We start from the raw sequence: 18,444 nt of genomic DNA on the forward strand, positions 1-18,444 counted from the left end.
GCCGGTGCGTTCGTAAACGTCCACAGGCCCCCCGGGAAGCGGGATGCCGAGGCCGGTCTCCGAGCGGTTACGGGTTTTCAGCACCGGCACCGCACCTTCTTCGCCGGCGTTCCGGCGCGCGGTGAAGCGGTAGACGGTCTCGAGCGACACCCGCGGCCGATGGAGCAGCGCGACCTGCTTCTGGCTGCGCGCGGCGATCGTCACCGGCTCCGGGATGCGGTAGAGCTTGGCGTCGCCGAGATCCTCGAGCCGCGCCGCGATCATCGTCAGCGGGGCCACCGACATTGCGGACACGGATTCGGACACGGTGGAGTAGCGGCGCCGCAGGCTGGGCGGCGAGGCGGGACGAATTACCTCGATCTCACGGAGGTCACTGGTGGTGCTGCCCTGCGGCCAGCACTGCAGGCGGAGCGGCGGAGCATCGGGCTCCTCGACATCCTCTTCGGCGCGGTTCAGCCGGCCCGCGACGGCCTGCGCCTGCGCCTGCTTGAAGCCGGTCTCGTCGCCGTTCGCCAGCGTCAGCCACGCAAAAAGATCCATGCTCCGTCCGTCGGGCGCGAGCTCGAGGATGTAATCGGCTCGCCAGTCGAAGCCGGTCGCGAGATAGGACAGGGTGACGTCGGCCGCGATCCGTCTGGTGCTGCGTGTGCGCACCGACAAAGTCGGCCTGGCGGAAAGGCCGGGCGGAACTGAGCGATAGAGGAGCGTCTCCGGCAGGCCGGTGCACCGCAGGCTCTCCACGCCCTGGCGCGTCTCGAGGATGACGGCGCCATCGTCGCCCGACCGGATGACCGCATCGATGCGTGTCACCTCCCCCGTCGCAGGCGAGGTCCGCCGGATCCGCACCCGGCGACCGAGCGACGCATCGAGCAGGCTGCCGGGCGACAGGAGCATGGCATCCCGGTTTCTCTCGACGATCTCCTGCGGGATGCCGGCGATCACCGCGCTCTGCGGAATGATGCCTGCCGCCACGCCTTCGAAGCGCAGCTCGCCTTCGCCGGCGGGGATCACCATCCTCCGCCTCTCGGTGACCAGCGCATAGCCGTTCAGCCATCGGAGATCGAAGGCCTGGTCCAAGGCGCGCTTGGGATCGCGATAGACGGTGACCGACACGGCGTCCGGACCGGCGGAAGTGGCGACCGCTTGTGCGCCGGCCGCGCCGTTTGCGAGGAGGACGATGACAGAGACGATCGCCCGGGCAAGCTGCGACAGCCGCCGGGCGCTTCTCACCGCGCAGGCTTCCCGCGCACGTGCATCGTGGCGCGTCCGTTCGCCGGAACGGTGACCGCCCAGACCCGCCAGCCGTCGCGGCTGACGAGCGGCGTCTCCCAATCCAGCGCATCGGCGAACTGGCCGAACTCGGCCTCGTAGCGAACGGGCGTCGGATAGCCGTTGCTGACGCTGACCTCCCATTCGCGCTGCGCCGCGCTGCTGGCGGAGAGGGGGCGCACCTCGACGTTGATCCCGGTCGCGCGGGAGACCGCCAGCTCGAGCTTCTCGCCGACGGCATGATCGCGCATCGCGCCGCGCCCGATCAGGATCGGCTTACCCTGGCGATCGGCCTGAAAGGTGATGCGCCCGGCCGGCAGCGGCAGGCCGAGGCCCGCTTCGGGCGTGTTGCGCGTGACCAGAGTGCGGGTGATGTAATTGCCGGCGCCCTCCAGCTGGTAGAAGGTCTGGCGATAGACGGTGTCGATCTTCACGCGCTTGCGCTCGAGCAGCGCGACCTGCTTCTGGCTCTTCGCAGCGACGGTCACCGGCTCGGGAATGCGATAAAGCTTGAGATCGCCGAGATCCTCCTGCTGCGCCATGACCGCCGGTGGGGCGGGAGGGGGCGGCGGTGGCGGCGGGGGCGGCGGCGGCGCATACATCGCGTCCGCCGCGATCCGCGATCCGGTGACCACGATCTCCTCGCGCTCGAACTGGATTTCCCTGAGGTCGCTGGTCGTGGTCCCCTGCGGCCAGCATTCGAGCGTGAGCGGCTGCGCCCTCGGTTTGGGAGCACGGATCGAGCGGCGGTTGAGCCGGCCGGCCACGGCCTGGGCGTCGGCATTGCGAAAGCCGGTCTCGTCGCCATTGGCGAGCGTCAGCCAGGCGAACAGATCGACGCTGGTGCCGTCCGGCGAAAGCTCGGCGATGTAGCTCGCATCCCAGTCGAAATCGCTCGCGAGGTAGGAAAGCATGACGTTCGCCGTCGTGGAGCGGGTCGCGCGAACCTTTACCGAAAGCGTCGGCTTGGCGGAGAGGCCGGGCGGCACGCGATCGTAGAGGATCGTCTCCGCCAACCCAGTGCAGCGCAGCGATTCCACGCCGCCTTCCGTCTCCAGCACCACCGCTCCGTTCTCGGCCGACCGGATCACCGCCTCCGTCTCGCGCACCCGACCGGTTGCCCGCGAGGTTCGGCGGAGATGGACGCGGCGCCCGAGCGCCGCGTCCAGCAGGCTGCCGGGGGAGAGCAGCATCGCGTCCTGGTTCTTCTCGACCACGCCGGCGGGCAAGCCCGTGACGATCGCGCTCTCCGGGAGGATGCCGCCGGCGACCGATTCGAATCGCACGTCGCTTTCCCCGGCCGGAATCCTGATCCTGCGGGTCTCGCTGATCAGCGCATAGCCGTTCAGCCAGCGCAGGTTGATCGGCTCGCCCGCGCTTCGACCGGGCGCACGATAGACGGTGACATCCACCGCCGCTGGACCCGGCGAGCGTACGACCTCGGCGGACGCGACGGCGGCGCTCGTGACGAGCAGCGCGCCGACGAGGATCCCTCGTCTCGCCATCCTCGGCCTCAGTAGCGGCTGTCGAAGGTGGCGGTGACGGTCGCCTCGCCGTTCGCCGGCACGGTGACCCGCCACAGGGTCTCGTCAGCCGACCGGCGGGTGCTCTTCTGGCTCTCGTTCACGATTCGCACGTCGCCCCAGAGTCCTCCCTGGATGAGGTCCACCGTGACCGCCTGCGGACGGGCATTGGTCAGGCGGTAGCGCATCGCGGTGCGCCAGCGGCTGTCCGACATCTTCTCGCGCCGCTCCACCACCGGCTGGACCTTGACGTCGAACGCCTGGCCGGTGGTGAGCCCGATGTCCGAGCCCATCGGCGTGTGGCCGATCTGGCTTTCCCCGACGAACTGGGCATTGCCGCGCGAATCCTTTTGATAGACCCGCACCGTGCCGGCCGGCAGCGCATCGCCAAGCCCGGTGTCGCGGGCGCTGGAGAATTGCAGCACCGTGTCGGCGCTCTCCGCCTGGTCTGTCTTGCCGAGCCATTCGTTGCGGAAGACATAGGCGCGGCGGGCCGCGGCGCCGGCCACATCGAGGAAGCTGACCTGCTTGGTCTGCTGATTTGCAATCGTCGTCCGCTCCTTCAGCGGATAGAGATAGAAGTCGCCAAGGCTCTCGCGATCGGGCGTCTCCATGCCGGGATTGAAGTTTCTGCGGCGGCCGCCCGAGTAACCGCCGTTGCCGCCCACCTCTCCGGCGACCAGCAAGGTGTCGGCGTTCGTGAAGGTCGTGCCGGTGGTGTTGGTCAGGGTCACCCAGCCCTGAACGTCGATCCGGCCGGCCTGCTCGTCGAACAGGGTGACGTAATCGGCCTTCCAGCTCATCCCCGGCGTGAGATAGCTCAGGGTGACCGGGCGGCTTCCGCCACGGCTGCTTTCCAGAGTGACCGAGAGGGTCGGGCGCGCCCGAAGATTCTCGGGCACCTTGTCGAAGATCACGCGGACCGGCAGGCCGTCGTCGCGCAGCACCTCGATGCGGCTGCCGATCTGCAGCACGACGCCGCCGTTGACCGCGAGCACGCGGGCGCGCTCCCGCTCCTCGGCGCCGGTCGCCGGATTGGTGCGAACGAGGGTGATCTCCTCGCCCACCGCTTTCTCCATCAACTTGGACGGGGAGAGGAGGTCGAAGTCGAAATTCTGCTCGACGATGGCGACGTCGCGCGCCGAAAGAGTCACCGTCTCGGGGCTGATCTGCCCGGAAACGTTCGGGAATTCCTGCCGCGAGCGCCCGCTCGGAATGTCGATCTCGCGCGTGTCCTGCACCAGCGCCAAATTCTGGTTGTAGATGGTGACCGAGACGTTGCCTTGGCCGGGAGGCTGCTGGGCGGCGGCGGGCGCCGCGACCGCGAAGACGGACAGCAGAAGCAGATGACGCATCACATCGATCCCCCACATCGTTTCGGGGCAAGGATGTTACATTGTCACCTCTGCTGTCAACGGCCGCGGCGCGTGGGCACGAAAAAGGCGGCGATCCGAAGACCGCCGCCCCTTCAGTGTCGCACTGGCGTCGCGTTCAGGCCGCCGGCGCGATGTCCGTATCGTCGGCCTCGGTCCGCGGCCGGCGCGTGCGGCGGCGCGGCTTGGCCGGGCCGTCGCCCTCGACCACCGAGATCGCGGGCGGAAGGACGTCGAGCGAGATCTGGCTCTCGGCCTCGCCCTCGCCAGCGCCCCCCTCGTCGTTGCGCTCCTCGCGGCGCGGACGCCGCTCGAACTTGCGCTCCGGACGCTCGGCGCGCTCTTCACGCCGCGGGCGCTCCTGGCGCTCGCCGCGGTCCTCGCGAGGCGCACGCTCCTGGCGCTCGCCGCGATCCTCCCGGGGGGTACGCTCCTGGCGCTCGCCGCGATCCTCGCGGGAAACACGCTCCTGACGCTCGCCGCGCGGAGACCGCTCGGGACGCTCGGTGGGGACATCCTCGCCCTCGTCGCCGTCGAGCGCGCTCACCTCGTCCTGATCCTCGTCCTCGTCGGAGTAGAAATCGTCACGACGGGGACGCTGCTCCTCGAAGCGAGCACGATTCTCGTTGAGCACGCGGAAATAGTGATCCGCGAACTGCAGATAATATTCCGACTGGACGCGATCGCCCTGCAGCTGCGCGTCGCGCGCCAGGGACTTGTACTTTTCCAGCAGCTGCGCCGCGTTGCCGCGCGAGCGGTTATCCTGGCGATTACCCTGCGGGGACTGGTTCGGGCGCGGCCCGCCACCGCCGCGGCCGCGACGGCGGCCGTTTTGACGATTGTTGATCAAAAGTTGGTCCTCGTCTTGTGGTCCTATCAGCCACTGTCGACGGCCAGGCCCCTCCCGGCCGCAATCTGTTGCACGACTCCGAAGGCAGGCGGCCGCTCAGCGCGGCTCCCGCCACCTCACGCTACGACCGTCCGAGGACGTCCAAGCAATCGGGGGTCGGCGACGGTCAGCCTCACGCTTGTCTGTAGCTGTGAAAAGCCCCGTCCCTCGGGACCCTATGTAAACAGTACGAAACGGAAATCCAAGGGGAAAGATTGTTATTTGGATCAAAGGGTCAGGACGAGGCAGCGCCGGTGTCCGGCGAGGTCGGCGCGCGTCGCCGCATTGAGCCCGCGGGCGGTGAAAAGCGGGGCGACAGCCCCGGCCTGTCCGGCCCCAAGCTCGATGCAGGCGACGCCGCCCGGTCGCAGCAGCGGCGCGATCATCGTTGCGAGCCGACGATAATCGTCGAGGCCGTCCCGGCCGGCGAACAGGGCGCCGTGCGGCTCCCATTCGCGCACGTCCCGCGGCAGCTCTGCATCGGCCTCGATATAGGGTGGATTGCAGAGGATGAGATCGTACGGCCCGGCCAGTCCATCGGCCCAGTCGCCAAGCCGGAAGTCGGCGCATGCGGCGAGCCCGAGGCGTTCGGCGTTGCGCCGCGCGTAAGCGAGCGCCTCCTCGGAAGCGTCGACACCCAGCCCCCGCGCGCCGGGCCATTGGTCCAGCGCGGCGAGGAGCAAGGTGCCCGGCCCGGTGCCGAGATCGAGGATCGTCTCGGGCGCGCGCTTGCCGAAGTGGAGGAGCGCTGCCTCGATCAGCGTCTCGCTGTCCGGACGCGGGATCAGAACGCCGGGGCCGACCTCGAGCTCGATCGTCCAGAACGCCCGGCGGCCGACGATATAGGCGATCGGCTCGCCGGCCTCCCGGCGCGCGACCAGCGGCGCGAAGGCCGGCGGCTCGGCCGCGTCGGGACAGCCGAGCAGCAGCCGGTCCCGATCGATCCCAAGCGCATGCGCCATCAGCAATTCGGCGTCGAGCCGCGGTGTCGCGCTTGCCGAGGTGAGCCGCCGCGCGGCGGCGGCGAGCGCCTCGCGGATGCTGAGCTCAGGCGTCATCCAGGCTGGCGAGACGCTGCGCCTGGTCTTCGGCGACGAGCGCCGAGACGAGCTCGTCGAGCCCCGGCCCCTCGAGGATCTCGGGCAACCGATGGAGCGTGAGGTTGATCCGGTGATCGGTCACCCGGCCTTGCGGGAAATTGTAGGTGCGGATGCGCTCCGAACGGTCGCCCGATCCGACCATCGACTTGCGGGCGCCCGCCCGCTCGGAGGCGAGGCGCTCGCGCTCCATCTCGTAGAGCCGCGTGCGCAGCACCTTCAGCGCCTTCGCCTTGTTCTTGTGCTGCGACTTCTCGTCCTGCTGGATGACGACGAGGCCGCTCGGCAAGTGCGTGATCCGCACCGCACTGTCGGTGGTGTTGACCGATTGGCCGCCGGGACCCGACGAGCGATAGACGTCGATGCGCAGATCCTTGTCGTCGATCTGGACGTCGACGTCCTCCGCCTCCGGCAGCACCGCGACGGTGGCGGCCGAGGTGTGGATGCGGCCGCCGCTCTCCGTCGCCGGAACGCGCTGGACGCGGTGCACGCCGCTCTCGAACTTCATCTTCGCGAACACGCCCTGGCCGGTGACGCTGGCCACGACCTCCTTGAACCCGCCGACGTCCGACGCGCTCGCCGACATCGTCTCGACGCGCCAGCCCTGCGCCTCCGCGTAGCGCTGGTACATGCGGAACAGGTCGCCGGCGAAAAGCGCGGCTTCGTCGCCGCCGGTGCCGGCGCGGATCTCGAGCATCGCCGGCCGCTCGTCGGCGGCATCACGCGGCAGCAGACGCACCGCCAGAGCGCGCTCCGCGTCCGGCAACTGCCGCTCGAGCGCCGCGATCTCGTCCTCCGCCATCTCCTTCATCTCGGGGTCGGCGATCATCTCGCGCAGGACGGCGAGCTCGGCGCGGATCCGCCGCACCTCGCGCGCCGCCGCCGCCACCGGCTCGATCTCCGCATAATCCTTGGACAGCCGGACGAACTCGTCCGGCGCGAGCGCCGGCGAGGCCATCGCATTCTGCAGCTCGTCGCGCCGCGCCTCGATCGCAGCGATCCGATCGTCGGAGATGCGCGTCATTGCCGGCGTACCGCCTCGACGAGGCCGGAAAGGGGAACGCTTTGCTGCGCGCCGCTCTCGAGGTCCTTCAGGGCGGCCTCGCCGCGCGCAAGCTCGTCGTCGCCGAGGATGATGGCCTGGCGGGCGCCGCTCGCATTCGCGCGTTGCATCCGCTTCTTCATATTGCCCTTGTAGCCCATGTCGGCCGCGATGCCGGCGCGGCGCAGCTGCGCGAGGAGCCCGATGGCCGCCATCTCGGCCGCATCGCCCATCGGCACCAGCGCAACGTCGATCGTGTTCGGGGCCGGCGCCCCCGCCAGCATCGCCAGCCGCTCGATCCCCGCCGCCCAGCCGACCGCCGGCGTGTGCGGGCCGCCCAGCGCCTCGACGAGGCCGTCATAGCGGCCGCCGGCAAGCACGGTGCCCTGCGCGCCCAATCGATCGGTGACGAACTCGAAGGCGGTATGGCGATAATAATCGAGACCGCGGACCAGCCGGGCATTGCGCGTCCAGGCGACCCCGGCGGCGTCGAGGCCCGCGGTGACCTTGTCGAAGAAGGCGCGCGCCTGATCGGTCAGATAGGCGTCGATGTCCGGCGCGCTGTCCGCCGCGGGACGATCGCGGGGATCCTTGCTGTCGAGGATCCGCAGCGGGTTCTTGTCGAGCCGCGCGAGGCTGTCTTCGGAGAGATCGTCGCGGTGGCTTTCGAAATGGGCGACGAGAGCGGATCGCCACGCGTCGCGCGTCTCGGCGTCGCCCAGCGTGTTGAGCTGGAGCGTCACTCCGTCCGTGATGCCGAGCTCGTTCAGGAGCTGGTCGGCGAACACGAGGAGCTCGACATCGGCGGCGGGCGAGTCCGCGCCCAGGATCTCGGCGTCGAGCTGGTGGAATTGCCGATAGCGGCCCTTCTGCGGACGCTCGTAGCGGAAGACCGAGCCGTGGGTCGCGACCTTCAGCGGCGCGAGCTGCTGCCATCCTTCCGAGAGGAAGGCGCGGCAAATGCCGGCCGTGAATTCGGGCCGCAGGGTCAACGAATCTCCGCCGCGATCCTCGAACGTGTACATTTCCTTGGAGACCACATCCGTGGTCTCGCCGATCGAGCGGCTGAAGACGGCCGTCGCCTCGAACGCCGGCATCTCGATACGCTGGAAGCCGTACAGCCGCCGCACGCGCTCGAACGCCGCCACCACCGCCTGAAAGCGGTCAGCCTCTTCGCCCCAGATGTCCTGGGTGCCTCGGATCCTTTGCGGCCCCTTGCTCATCGCGGCGCCTTAGCATTTTTGCGGCGCGGGGGAAGTGCGGGGTGACGGGGGCCCCCGAAGCCGTTATGGGCGGCGCCCCATGAACATCGACCTCATCCCCGTCGGCGACAACCCGCCGCATTCGCTCAACGTGATCATCGAAGTCCCGGTCGGCGGCGAGCCGGTCAAATACGAGTTCGACAAGGTCTCCGGCGCCATCTGGGTGGATCGCATCCTGCACACGCCGATGCGCTACCCCGCCAATTACGGCTTCGTTCCGCACACCCTCTCCGAGGACGGCGATCCGCTCGACGCGCTGGTGGTTGCGCGTTCGCCCTTCATCCCCGGCTCGGTCGTCCGCGTGCGTCCGATCGCGATTCTGTTCCTCGAGGACGAAGCCGGCGGCGACGAGAAGCTGCTCACCGTTCCGGTCGACTCGACCTTTCCTTATTACGAGAACGTCGCCTCGCACGACGATCTGCCGGCGATCGTCCGGCAGCAGGTCGAGCACTTCTTCACCCACTACAAGGACCTGGAAGAGCAGAAGTGGGTCCGGGTCGGCACCTGGGGCGACCGCGACGAGGCGTTCCGCATCATTTCGGAATCAATCGAGCGCGCCAAGAAGGCCAAGGAAGCGGGCGCCATCGGCTGACACTGGACAGGAGGGCGGGGAGACGCCATTCGGCAACAAAATCAGGAGATTGTTGCCTTATGCGATCCGCCCTCCTCGCCGTCCTCCTTCTTTCCTCCGCACCCCTCTCCGCCCAGCTCACGCCCTCGAACTTCACGCGCGCCGTCCCGGCGGCAAAGCAGGACACGGTTCCTGCGGCCCGCGACATTCCCTTTCCGGGCACCATCCGCCTCAACGTCGACGTCACCGATCTCGCCCGGCGCATCATCCGGGTGAAAGAGACGATCCCCGTGCCGGCGGCCGGGCGAATGACCCTCCTCTATCCCGAGTGGCTGCCGGGCGCCCACTCGCCGCGCGGCGCGATCAACAAGGTCGCCGGCCTCCAGGTCAGCGCCGGGGGCAAGCGCCTCGAATGGGTTCGCGACACGCTCGACGTCTACGCCTTCCATGTCGATGTCCCGGCCGGCGTCGAGGCGATCGACGTCGAGTTCCAGTTCGTCTCGCCGACCGCCGACAACCAGGGTCGGACGGTGATCACGCCGGACATGGCGAGCATCCAGTGGATCGCGACCTCGCTCTATCCGGCCGGCTATTACGTGCGGAACATCCCGATCCAGGCCACTCTCACCGTGCCGGACGGTTGGTCCGTAGCGACCTCGCTGCGCCCGGAGGCCGGCTCGGCCGCCGGCTCGACGATCACGTACCGCACCGTGCCTTACGACATCTTCGTCGATTCGCCGGCCATCGCCGGCGCGCACTTCCGCAAGTGGGAACTCAGCCCTGACGTCACCCTCAACGTCGTGGCGGACACGGCGACCGAGCTGGAGGCCAGCGACGAGCTGATCGGCCTGCATCGCAAGCTGGTCGATCAGGCGGTCAAGACGTTCGGTGCGCAGCATTATGACCATTACGACTTCCTGCTCTCGATCTCTGACAATCTCGGGGGCATCGGCCTGGAGCATCATCGCTCCTCCGAGAACGGGGTCGACACGGGCTATTTCACCGAGTGGAAAAAGGCGCAGAGCGACCGCAATCTCCTGCCCCACGAATATACCCACAGCTGGAACGGCAAATATCGCCGTGGCGCCGATCTCTGGACGCCGGATTACCGGACCCCGATGCAGAACAGCCTGCTCTGGGTCTACGAGGGGCAAACCCAGTTCTGGGGATATGTGCTGGACGCGCGCTCGGGCATGCTCTCGAAGCAGGAGACGCTCGATGCGATCGCCTCGATCGCCGCGACCTACGACGCGACCCCCGGGCGCCGCTGGCGGCCGCTGATCGACACCACCAACGATCCGATCATCGCCCAGCGCGCGCCGCAGCCGTGGCGCGCCTGGCAGCGCTCGGAGGATTATTACAACGAGGGGCTGCTGATCTGGCTCGACGTCGACCGGATCCTCCGCCAGCAGTCGCGCGGCAAGAAGTCGCTCGACGATTTCGCCAAGGCCTTCTTCGGCGTCAACGATCGCGATTACGGCGAGCTGACCTACACCCAGGCGGACATCGTCGGCATCCTCAACCGGCTCCAGCCCTATGACTGGGCCGGCTATCTCGACCGGCGTCTCAACGCCTACACCGAGCGCGCTCCTCTCGAGGGCATCGAGCAGGGCGGCTACCGCCTTGTCTACACCGGCACGCCGACCGACTGGTTCAAGACCGGCGAGACCAACCGCAAGGCGGTCGACCTGACCTATTCCGGCGGCTTCGTCGTGGCTTCGGGCGACGGCAAGGTTACCAGCGTGCTCTGGGACAGCCCGGCATTCGACGCCGGCCTCAGCGTCGGCTCGCAGGTGCTCGCCGTGAACGGCCGCGCCTTTTCCGCGGATGGATTGAAGGCGGCGATCTCGGCCGCGAAGGGCACAAGGGAGCCGGTGCGACTCCTCGTCCAGAGCGGCGACGCCTTCCGCACCGTCGATCTCGCCTGGCACCAGGGACTTCGCTATCCCCGGCTCGAGCCGACCGCGGGCGGCAAGGGCACGCTCGACTCGCTCCTCGCACCACTTCGCTGATCGTCCGGAGGTCTCCCATGCGCCTTGTGCTGTTCTCCACCGCCCTGCTCGCCGTCGCGACGGCAGGCCCGGGCCTCGCCGCGCCGGCCTTCAGCTCGTCGGCCAAGGCCGAAAGCAACACCAAGGCTGCGCTGCAGCGGATCAAGAAGCTCAACCCCAAGGTCAACGCGGTAATCGCGACCGATCCGACCGCGCTCCAGCAGGCCCGCGCGCTGGACCGTGGCGACCGGCGCGGCGCGCTGTTCGGCATGCCGGTGCTGATCAAGGACAATATCGAATCGATCGGGCCGCTGCCGACAACCGCGGGCAGCCTCGCCCTCTCCCAGAACATTACCAATCGCGACGCGCCGCTGGTTTCGCGCCTGCGCCAGGCCGGCGCGGTGATCGTCGGCAAGGCCAACCTCTCGGAATGGGCGAACATCCGCTCGAACAGCTCCATCTCTGGCTGGAGCGCGGTGGGCGGCCAGACTCGCAACCCGCACGCGCTGAACCGCAACCCGTGCGGATCGAGCAGCGGCAGCGGCGCCGCCGTCGCCGCCGGTATGGTGCCGGCGGCGATCGGCACCGAGACGGACGGGTCGATCACCTGCCCCGCAGCGATCAACGGCATCGTCGGGTTCAAGCCGACGGTGGGCCTGGTCAGCCGCACGCATATCGTGCCGATCAGCCACAGCCAGGATACCGCCGGCCCGATGACGCGGACCGTGCGCGAGACCGCGCTCGTCCTTTCGGCCATCGCCGGCAGCGACCCGGCCGACCCGGCGACGGCGGAAGCGGACAAGCACGTCGGCGACTTCGCGGCGACGCTCTCCGATACTTCGCTGCGCGGCAAGAGGATCGGGGTGCTCCGCTTCGCCACCGGCTTCGGCACCAACGCGGCGTTCGACGCGGCGCTTGAGACGCTCCGCAGGGAAGGCGCCATCCTGGTCGACATCGACAAGCTCGATGGACGGCAGGAGATGGGCGAGAACGAGTTCAAGGTCTTGCTCGCCGAGCTGAAGGCGGACCTCAACGCCTATCTCGCCACCACGCCCGCGTCCGTGCGCACGCGCACGCTTGCCGACGTGATCGCCTTCAACAAGGCCAATGCCGCGACCGAGCTCGCCCTGTTCGGGCAGGAGACGTTCGAGCAGGCCGAGGCCACCAAGGGCCTCGACGATCCGGACTACAAGAAGGCGCGGGCAACGTCCTTCCGCCTCGCCGGTCCCGAGGGCATCGACCGCCTGCTTCGCGAGAACAACGTCGTCGCTCTGATCGGACCGACCATGCCGGCCTCCTGGCCGATCGACGCGGTCCACGGCGATCAGATTTCCGGCGGCGGCGCCGGCAGCCTCGCCGCCGTCGCCGGCTATCCGCACCTCACCGTGCCGATGGGAAGCGTGAAAGGATTGCCGGTGGGGCTCAGCTTCATGGGGCCGAAATGGTCGGACGCGATGATCCTTTCGCTCGGCTACGATTTCGAGCAGGCCTCGAAGAAGCTGGTCGAACCGCGCGTCCTCCCGTCGATCGAGGAGAGTCCGGAGATCGCACCGCACCTGAGACCCGCGGCGCGCTGAACTTTCTGCACGGTTTATTGACCCCACCTCGTCCGAAAGCGGACGGGGTGCGGATCGCCGCGGCACGCGCCGGCTCCACAAGGCTGGAGGTTCGGAACGGAGGCGATCATGGCGAGCATCGGTGGGCGGCGTGCGGCGGGGCCCCTCAGGGTCAAATTCATTCTTCCCGCCCTGACTGAGGCAAAGAGCCCCTTCTGGCGCCCGATCAAATATTCGCTCTTTCCCCCGCTCGGTCTCGCCTCGCTCGCCTCGCACCTGAGGCCGGATGACGAAGCGGAGATCGTCGACGATCACGTCCAGGCGCTAAACATAGATGACGCGCCCGATCTTGTGGTGATCCAAGTCTACATCACCAACGCCTATCGCGCCTACGCGCTGGCCGACCATTATCGTTCCAAGGGCTGCTTCGTCGCCTTGGGCGGCCTCCACGTCACCGCATTGCCGGAGGAAGCCGCCGTCCATGCGGACGTACTCTTCCTCGGCCCGGGCGACGAAACCTTCCCGGAATTCCTCGCCCATTTCCGCGCCGGCGAAGCACGAGCCCGCTACGTCTCGAGCGGGGGCCGGACGATCGAGGGCCTGCCGCCGGTGCGGCGAGACCTGATCGACCGTAGCCGTTACCTCGTGCCGAACTCGATTGTCGTCACGCGCGGCTGCCCTCAGCATTGCGACTTCTGCTACAAGGACGCCTTCTTCTCCGGAGGCGCCGGTTTCTACACGCAGCGGGTCGACGAGGCGCTGGCCGAGATCGAACGCCTGCCCGGCCGCCACCTCTACTTCCTCGACGATCACCTGCTCGGCAACCGCCGCTTCGCATCTAACCTGTTCGACGGCATGGCCGGCATGAACCGCCTGTTCCAGGGCGCCGCGACGGTCGATTCGGTGCTTCGGGGAGACCTGATCGAGCAGGCAGCCAAAGCCGGGCTGCGCAGCCTGTTCGTGGGTTTCGAGAGCTTCAGCGCTGAAAATTTGCGGGCCAGCAACAAGAAGCAGAACCTCGCCCGGGACTATGGCGAAGTGACGCGGCGGCTCAGCGACCTCGGGATCATGATCAACGGCTCGTTCGTATTCGGCATGGACGACGACGACGGGGACGTGTTCGACCGAACCGTCGAATGGGCAGTTCGCCACGGCGTCACCACCGCCACCTTCCACATCATGACCCCCTATCCCGGCACGCGGCTGTTCGCCCGGATCGAGCAGGAAGGCCGGATCACCAGCCGGAATTGGAATGCCTACGATACCCGGCACGTCGTCTATCGGCCGGTAAAGCTGTCTGCCGATACGCTGAAGGCGGGCTACGATCGCGCCTATCGAGACTTCTACTCCTGGACCAACATCGGCCGCGCTGCGCTCTCGCACCCGTCCGCCAAGCACAAGGCCAAGCATCTTGCCTATGCCGCCGGATGGAAGAAGCTCGAGCCGCTCTGGGACATTGCGATCAAGACGCGGCGCCTGCGACAGATGACGCCGGTGCTGGAGGCGGTGCTTTCTAAGGTCAGCCGCCGCGAGACGGATGTGTTGCTGGAAACCGGCTCCGCTCGGCCCGGCGCCCTCCGGCTCTAGGGATTGTTCGGCTTCTTGCTTGGCTCCCTTTTCGCGGTGCCGCGCGCGCCCGCTTCGGTCGCCAGGCGGGCCCAGCGCCGCAGCGCCTCGGGATCGTCGTAGACATCACTCGGCGGTCGCCTGTAGTTCATCACGTCCACCCGGCCATCCTTGAACTTGACGCTGAACTTCTCGCAGCCTTCCGCGTCCCAGATCGCATCGGTTTCAACATCGGCTTTCAGCCAGAGCTCGCCATCGTCGAGGATCGCGAAAATCACTCCGTCGAGGTAGAGCGTCGCCCCGCCCATCATAGCGCGCCTGGAGACGCTGCCGAGCGGTTCCAGGGCCTCCTGGATCCAGGCGTAGAGCCCCTCGTCCACGCTCATGCCGCCGTCAGCCGAAGGCCGACGATGCAGCCGATCAGCGCGAGGAGCAGGAGGATACGGATCGAGTTGACCGGCTCCCCAAAGAACCAGATGCCGACCAGCACCGTCCCAGCCGCGCCGATCCCTCCCCACACGGCATAGGCCGTTCCCATCGGAATGACTCGCGACGCGACCTCCAGCAGGCCCATCGACAGCGTCACCGAGACGAGGAAGCCGATCGTCCAGGGTATGTTGCGGAAGCCGTCGACATGGCGGAGGCAGGTGGTGAAGCCCACTTCGAACAGGCCGCCGACGCAAAGCAGGATCCAGGCGTGTACAGGGTTCATGGCATCGTCTCGATCGCAGGTTCGGGGTGGGTCTTGGTGCGGGCGGCAAGCACGCAGCCGGTGACGATCAGCGCCGCGCCGATCAGGGTGGTGAGGCCCACTTCCTCGCCGAATACGACGAAGCCGTAGAGCGCCGCCCATACCAGCGCAGTATATTCGACGGGCGCCAGCCGGTGCGCCTCGGCGCGAGCATAGGACCAGGCGAGCAGCATCAGCGATACGAGGGCGAGCAGGGCGGCGAGAAGCAGGTTCGGCCAATGCAATGCCGCGGGGACGACGGCGACGAACGGTGCTGCGAGCGCCAGAAGGCCACCGATGATCAGATATTGGTAAAACGCGATCTCGATCGGACCGGCGACCAGGGCCTGCTGGCGCATCACCACGATATTGTAGGCGTAGAGCATCGCCGAGATCAGCACCGAGGCCGCGCCCCAGAGGTCGGCACTTCCAGGCGTGCCGACGCGCGCCCCGACGATGACCAGCACGCCGGCAAAGCCGATCGCGGAGGCGAGCACCGCGCGCGGACCGACCGGCTCGCGCAGGATCGCGGCGGCGAGGTAGAGCGAGATCAGCGGCGCGACGAAGGTCAGCGCCACCGCCTCGGCGAGCGGCAGCCGGGCGATTCCCCAGAAGAAGGTCAGCGCCATGACGGACCCGACCAGGCCGCGGATGATGTGGTAGCGCATCGCTTTGCGGCTCGGGCGGGACGGCCGCGCGAGGGCGTAGAGGATCGACGACAGGAGGAGCCCGAGGAGCATCCGCCAGAACACGGCATTGTACGCGCCGATCGCAAGGGAGAGACCCTTCATCACCGCGTCCATGGTCGAGAACAGGGCAATGCCCAGCGTTGCCACGGAGAAGGGGATCAGGATCGCAGGGTGCTGCGCCTTGGAAGCCATGCCGCCCGATAGCGTCGGCGGCGCCCTGCGTCACCCGCTGCCGGACCGTGCTCTCATCGATAAGAGGACGGCCCCGGAGAACGCCCCGGGGCCGCCGTCACGTGCCGGATCAGGCGGCGCTCGCCTGATCCTTGTTGTCGTTATGAGACTGCTGCAGGTCGATCTGCGCCGGCGACGCGCCGGTGATGTCGATCTTGCGCGGCTTCATCGCTTCCGGGATCTCGCGGACGAGCTGGATCGAGAGCAGGCCGTCCTGCAGATCCGCGCTGCGCACCTGCACATAGTCGCCGAGGGCGAAGCGGCGCTCGAACGCGCGGGTCGCGATGCCGCGGTGGATGTACTGGCCTTCGTCATTGCCGTTCCTGCGGCCGGCGACGATCAGCTGGTTCTGCTGCGCCGTGATCTCGATCTCGTCGCGGCGGAAGCCGGCCACCGCGATGGTGATGCGATAGCTGTCCTCGTCGAGCCGCTCGAGATCGAAAGGCGGATAATTTTCCGCAGCCTGGCCGGCGTTCTCGAGCAGATCGAACAGCCGGTCGAAACCGATCGTGGACCGCCGGTAAGGCGAAAAGTCGAAATTGGTCCTCATCTCCAAAGTCCTCCTTGAGCAACGTTGGTTACGAGGCCGGGGCGCGGGGCGCCCGCGGCACCGGACCCTTCTGGCGTCCGGCAACGGTAATATAGAACCAAAGAGGTTCGTATCAAGAGCTCGCGCTCATTTCGGATGCAGCTGCCTTGCGTTCCTCCGCCCACCCTTCCATCCTCCCGCGCGACAGGAGGAATTGCATGCGTATCGCCCCGTTCGTGACCTTCGGCCTTGCTCTCGCCGCGCCGGCCCCCGCCCATCCGCAGGTCTCCCCCGCGGACCGTCTTGCCCATGAGGAGATGCTCGTCCTCGATACCCATCTCGACACGCCGGTGCTGTTCGAGCGGCAAGGGTGGGATTTCAGCCGCTGGCACGAATATGCCTGGGACAACAGCCAGGTGGACATCCCCCGGATGGAGGCCGGCGGCCTCGATGGCGGCTTCTTCGTCATCTACACCTCGCAGGGCAGCCTCGATCCCGCCGCGATGGCCAAGGCCAAGGCGGACGCGCTGATGCGCGCGACCGCCATCCAGCGCGTGGTCGCCTCACATCCCGACAAGCTCGCCTTCGCGACGACGGCCGACGATGCGGAGCGGCTCCACAAGGAGGGCAAGCACATCGTCTTCCAGAGCATCGAGAACAGCTATCCGCTCGGCGATGACCTCTCCCTGCTCGGCACCTACTACCGGCTCGGCGTCCGCATGGCGGGGCCGGTGCATTCGAAGAACAACCAGTTCGGCGATTCCGCCACCGATACGCCGCGCTGGAACGGGCTCAGCCCGCTCGGTCGGCAGTGGGTCGCAGAGATGAACCGGCTCGGCATGATCATTGACGGCAGCCACTCGTCCGACGCTGTCTTCGATCAGATGCTCGCGCTGTCCAAGGCCCCGATCATCCTCAGCCATTCCGGGCCCAAGGCGATGTTCGATCACAAGCGCAACATCGACGACGAGAGGATGCGCAAGCTTGCGAAAGCCGGCGGCGTGATGTTCGTCAACTCGGTGTTCCTCGTCCCCTTCGACAATTCCGAGGAGCGCGGCGCGATCACCGACCGGCAGGAGAGCTGGGAGACGCTGTCGCCTGCCGATCGCCGCCGGCTCGTGGCGGAGAAGACCGCGCTGGACGCGACCCATCCCTATACGACCGCGAATTTCGAGCTCTACATGAAGAGCCTGCTCCACACGATCGCCGTCATGGGCGTCGATCATGTCGGCCTGGGCGCGGACTGGGACGGCGGCGGCGGCGTCCTCGGCATGGAGGATGTCTCCGCCTTGCCGCTGATCACCGCGCGACTCCGCAAGGAGGGCTTCAAGGATGCAGACATCGCCAAGATCATGGGCGGGAACCTGCTGCGCGTGATGCGGGCCGTGCAGGCGCAGGCCGAGAAAGCCCCCGCCCGCCGCTGAGCCGGGCTTCGGCGCAGGCGCCGGACGAAACCGTCGGGCCCCTGCGCCGTTGGGTCTGAGCCGGCTCGTTCCGGAACCGGCTCGACATCGAAGGCAGAAGCATGCTCCGTTCCCATCCGCTGGAAGTGACCTCGTTCGGCGAGCTGACACTTCGCCTCGGACTCGCCGCCTTGATCGGCCTGCTGCTCGGCCTCGATCGCGAGGTGCGCGGCCATGACGCCGGCATCCGCACCCACGCGCTGGTCGCCCTCTCCTCGGCGATGATCATGGTCTCCTCGCTGCTGCTCTATACCGAGATGCGCACCGAAGGCGGCGACGGTCCCGACCCGCTGCGTGCTGTGCAGGGGCTCGCCCAGTCGATCGGCTTCATTGCCGCAGGGTTGATCTTCGTGCGCGGCGGCGCGGTGCGGAACATGACAACGGCGGCGAACATCTGGATCGCGGCGTCCGTCGGGATCGCCTGCGGCTGCGGCCAATATGGCGTCGTATTGGTCGGCGGCGGCCTCGCCCTGGTCCTCGTCACCGGCCTCAGGCTGTTCGAGCGCTTCCTACCCTCGGAGCGGATCTCCGACAAACCGGACTGATCTGGTTGCATTTCAAGACTTGATCCCCATCTCGAGCGCGGCGCGAGGATTTCGCGCTGGTGTTCTTTCTTCCGGAGACGTAATGGCGCGCGACCGATCGCCGCCTCTCCGGGGGGAG

At 67.8% G+C, this 18,444-nt stretch carries 17 protein-coding genes (1 of these 17 only partly in view); 6 read left to right on the forward strand and 11 right to left on the reverse strand.

What is annotated here, in order from left to right; genetic code table 11:
• The 7 genes from E2493_RS10525 to hisS all read right to left on the reverse strand — a co-directional run.
• A protein-coding gene (locus E2493_RS10525; RefSeq protein ID WP_135086492.1) for a DUF4139 domain-containing protein crosses the window boundary here: on the reverse strand, positions 1 to 1,230 show its 5' portion. Its footprint begins 324 nt before the window's first position; 1,230 of the gene's 1,554 nt are visible here — the first part of the coding sequence; the start codon lies at positions 1,228 to 1,230; the stop codon falls past the left edge of the window.
• Positions 1,227 to 2,774: a DUF4139 domain-containing protein gene (locus E2493_RS10530; protein ID WP_135086494.1), complete on the reverse strand. Its 1,548-nt coding sequence runs from the start codon at positions 2,772 to 2,774 to the stop codon at positions 1,227 to 1,229. The genes E2493_RS10525 and E2493_RS10530 overlap by 4 nt, the downstream gene beginning before the upstream one ends.
• Before the next feature lie 8 nt (positions 2,775 to 2,782).
• Positions 2,783 to 4,147, reverse strand: a complete 1,365-nt coding sequence (locus E2493_RS10535) for a DUF4139 domain-containing protein (protein ID WP_135086496.1) — start codon at positions 4,145 to 4,147, stop codon at positions 2,783 to 2,785.
• A 136-nt stretch (positions 4,148 to 4,283) separates the two neighbouring features.
• A complete protein-coding gene (locus E2493_RS10540) occupies positions 4,284 to 5,015 on the reverse strand; it encodes a DUF4167 domain-containing protein (protein WP_225421367.1) in 732 nt (243 codons plus the stop codon).
• Positions 5,016 to 5,281: 266 nt separating this feature from the next.
• The gene (gene prmC / locus E2493_RS10545) at positions 5,282 to 6,112 is read right to left on the reverse strand and encodes a peptide chain release factor N(5)-glutamine methyltransferase (protein ID WP_135086498.1); all 831 of its coding nucleotides are present in this window, start codon (positions 6,110 to 6,112) and stop codon (positions 5,282 to 5,284) included.
• The gene (gene prfA / locus E2493_RS10550) at positions 6,102 to 7,175 is read right to left on the reverse strand and encodes a peptide chain release factor 1 (RefSeq protein WP_135086500.1); all 1,074 of its coding nucleotides are present in this window, start codon (positions 7,173 to 7,175) and stop codon (positions 6,102 to 6,104) included. The genes prmC and prfA overlap by 11 nt, the downstream gene beginning before the upstream one ends.
• Positions 7,172 to 8,416, reverse strand: a complete 1,245-nt coding sequence (gene hisS, locus E2493_RS10555) for a histidine--tRNA ligase (RefSeq protein ID WP_135086502.1) — start codon at positions 8,414 to 8,416, stop codon at positions 7,172 to 7,174. Before hisS ends, prfA begins: the two co-directional genes overlap by 4 nt.
• Positions 8,417 to 8,495: 79 nt before the next feature.
• On the opposite strand from hisS, the gene ppa reads away from it, so the two are divergent.
• The 4 genes from ppa to E2493_RS10575 all read left to right on the forward strand — a co-directional run bounded on the left by ppa (position 8,496) and on the right by E2493_RS10575 (position 14,160).
• Complete coding sequence (ppa, locus tag E2493_RS10560; protein WP_135086503.1) at positions 8,496 to 9,047, forward strand: inorganic diphosphatase; 552 nt, start codon at positions 8,496 to 8,498, stop codon at positions 9,045 to 9,047.
• A 59-nt stretch (positions 9,048 to 9,106) separates the two neighbouring features.
• A complete protein-coding gene (locus E2493_RS10565; protein WP_135086505.1) occupies positions 9,107 to 11,038 on the forward strand; it encodes a M61 family metallopeptidase in 1,932 nt (643 codons plus the stop codon).
• 17 nt (positions 11,039 to 11,055) lie between these two features.
• Positions 11,056 to 12,594: an amidase gene (locus E2493_RS10570; protein WP_135086507.1), complete on the forward strand. Its 1,539-nt coding sequence runs from the start codon at positions 11,056 to 11,058 to the stop codon at positions 12,592 to 12,594.
• A 108-nt stretch (positions 12,595 to 12,702) separates the two neighbouring features.
• The gene (locus E2493_RS10575) at positions 12,703 to 14,160 is read left to right on the forward strand and encodes a B12-binding domain-containing radical SAM protein (RefSeq protein WP_135086509.1); all 1,458 of its coding nucleotides are present in this window, start codon (positions 12,703 to 12,705) and stop codon (positions 14,158 to 14,160) included.
• Here E2493_RS10575 and E2493_RS10580 read toward each other — a convergent pair.
• The 4 genes from E2493_RS10580 to E2493_RS10595 all read right to left on the reverse strand — a co-directional run bounded on the left by E2493_RS10580 (position 14,157) and on the right by E2493_RS10595 (position 16,339).
• Positions 14,157 to 14,525, reverse strand: coding sequence for a TfoX/Sxy family protein (locus E2493_RS10580; RefSeq protein ID WP_135086511.1), 369 nt, complete (start codon positions 14,523 to 14,525; stop codon positions 14,157 to 14,159). The genes E2493_RS10575 and E2493_RS10580 overlap by 4 nt on opposite strands.
• On the reverse strand, positions 14,522 to 14,851 hold the full coding sequence (locus E2493_RS10585) for a DMT family transporter (protein WP_135086513.1): 330 nt from the start codon (positions 14,849 to 14,851) through the stop codon (positions 14,522 to 14,524). Before E2493_RS10585 ends, E2493_RS10580 begins: the two co-directional genes overlap by 4 nt.
• Positions 14,848 to 15,750, reverse strand: coding sequence for a DMT family transporter (locus E2493_RS10590; RefSeq protein WP_135086515.1), 903 nt, complete (start codon positions 15,748 to 15,750; stop codon positions 14,848 to 14,850). The genes E2493_RS10585 and E2493_RS10590 overlap by 4 nt, the downstream gene beginning before the upstream one ends.
• Positions 15,751 to 15,859: 109 nt before the next feature.
• Positions 15,860 to 16,339 (reverse strand): Hsp20 family protein, encoded by a 480-nt coding sequence (locus tag E2493_RS10595; RefSeq protein WP_135086517.1) that lies wholly within the window; start codon positions 16,337 to 16,339, stop codon positions 15,860 to 15,862.
• Between the two features lie 197 nt (positions 16,340 to 16,536).
• Between E2493_RS10595 and E2493_RS10600 the strand changes: the two genes are divergently transcribed.
• Positions 16,537 to 17,742, forward strand: coding sequence for a dipeptidase (locus E2493_RS10600; protein ID WP_135086519.1), 1,206 nt, complete (start codon positions 16,537 to 16,539; stop codon positions 17,740 to 17,742).
• 101 nt (positions 17,743 to 17,843) lie between these two features.
• Positions 17,844 to 18,326, forward strand: coding sequence for an MgtC/SapB family protein (locus tag E2493_RS10605; protein ID WP_135086521.1), 483 nt, complete (start codon positions 17,844 to 17,846; stop codon positions 18,324 to 18,326).
• Positions 18,327 to 18,444 lie beyond the last annotated feature (118 nt).

Source organism: Sphingomonas parva (ex Maeng et al. 2020) (genome assembly GCF_004564275.1).
In the GTDB taxonomy this organism is placed as follows: Bacteria; Pseudomonadota; Alphaproteobacteria; order Sphingomonadales; family Sphingomonadaceae; genus Allosphingosinicella; species Allosphingosinicella parva.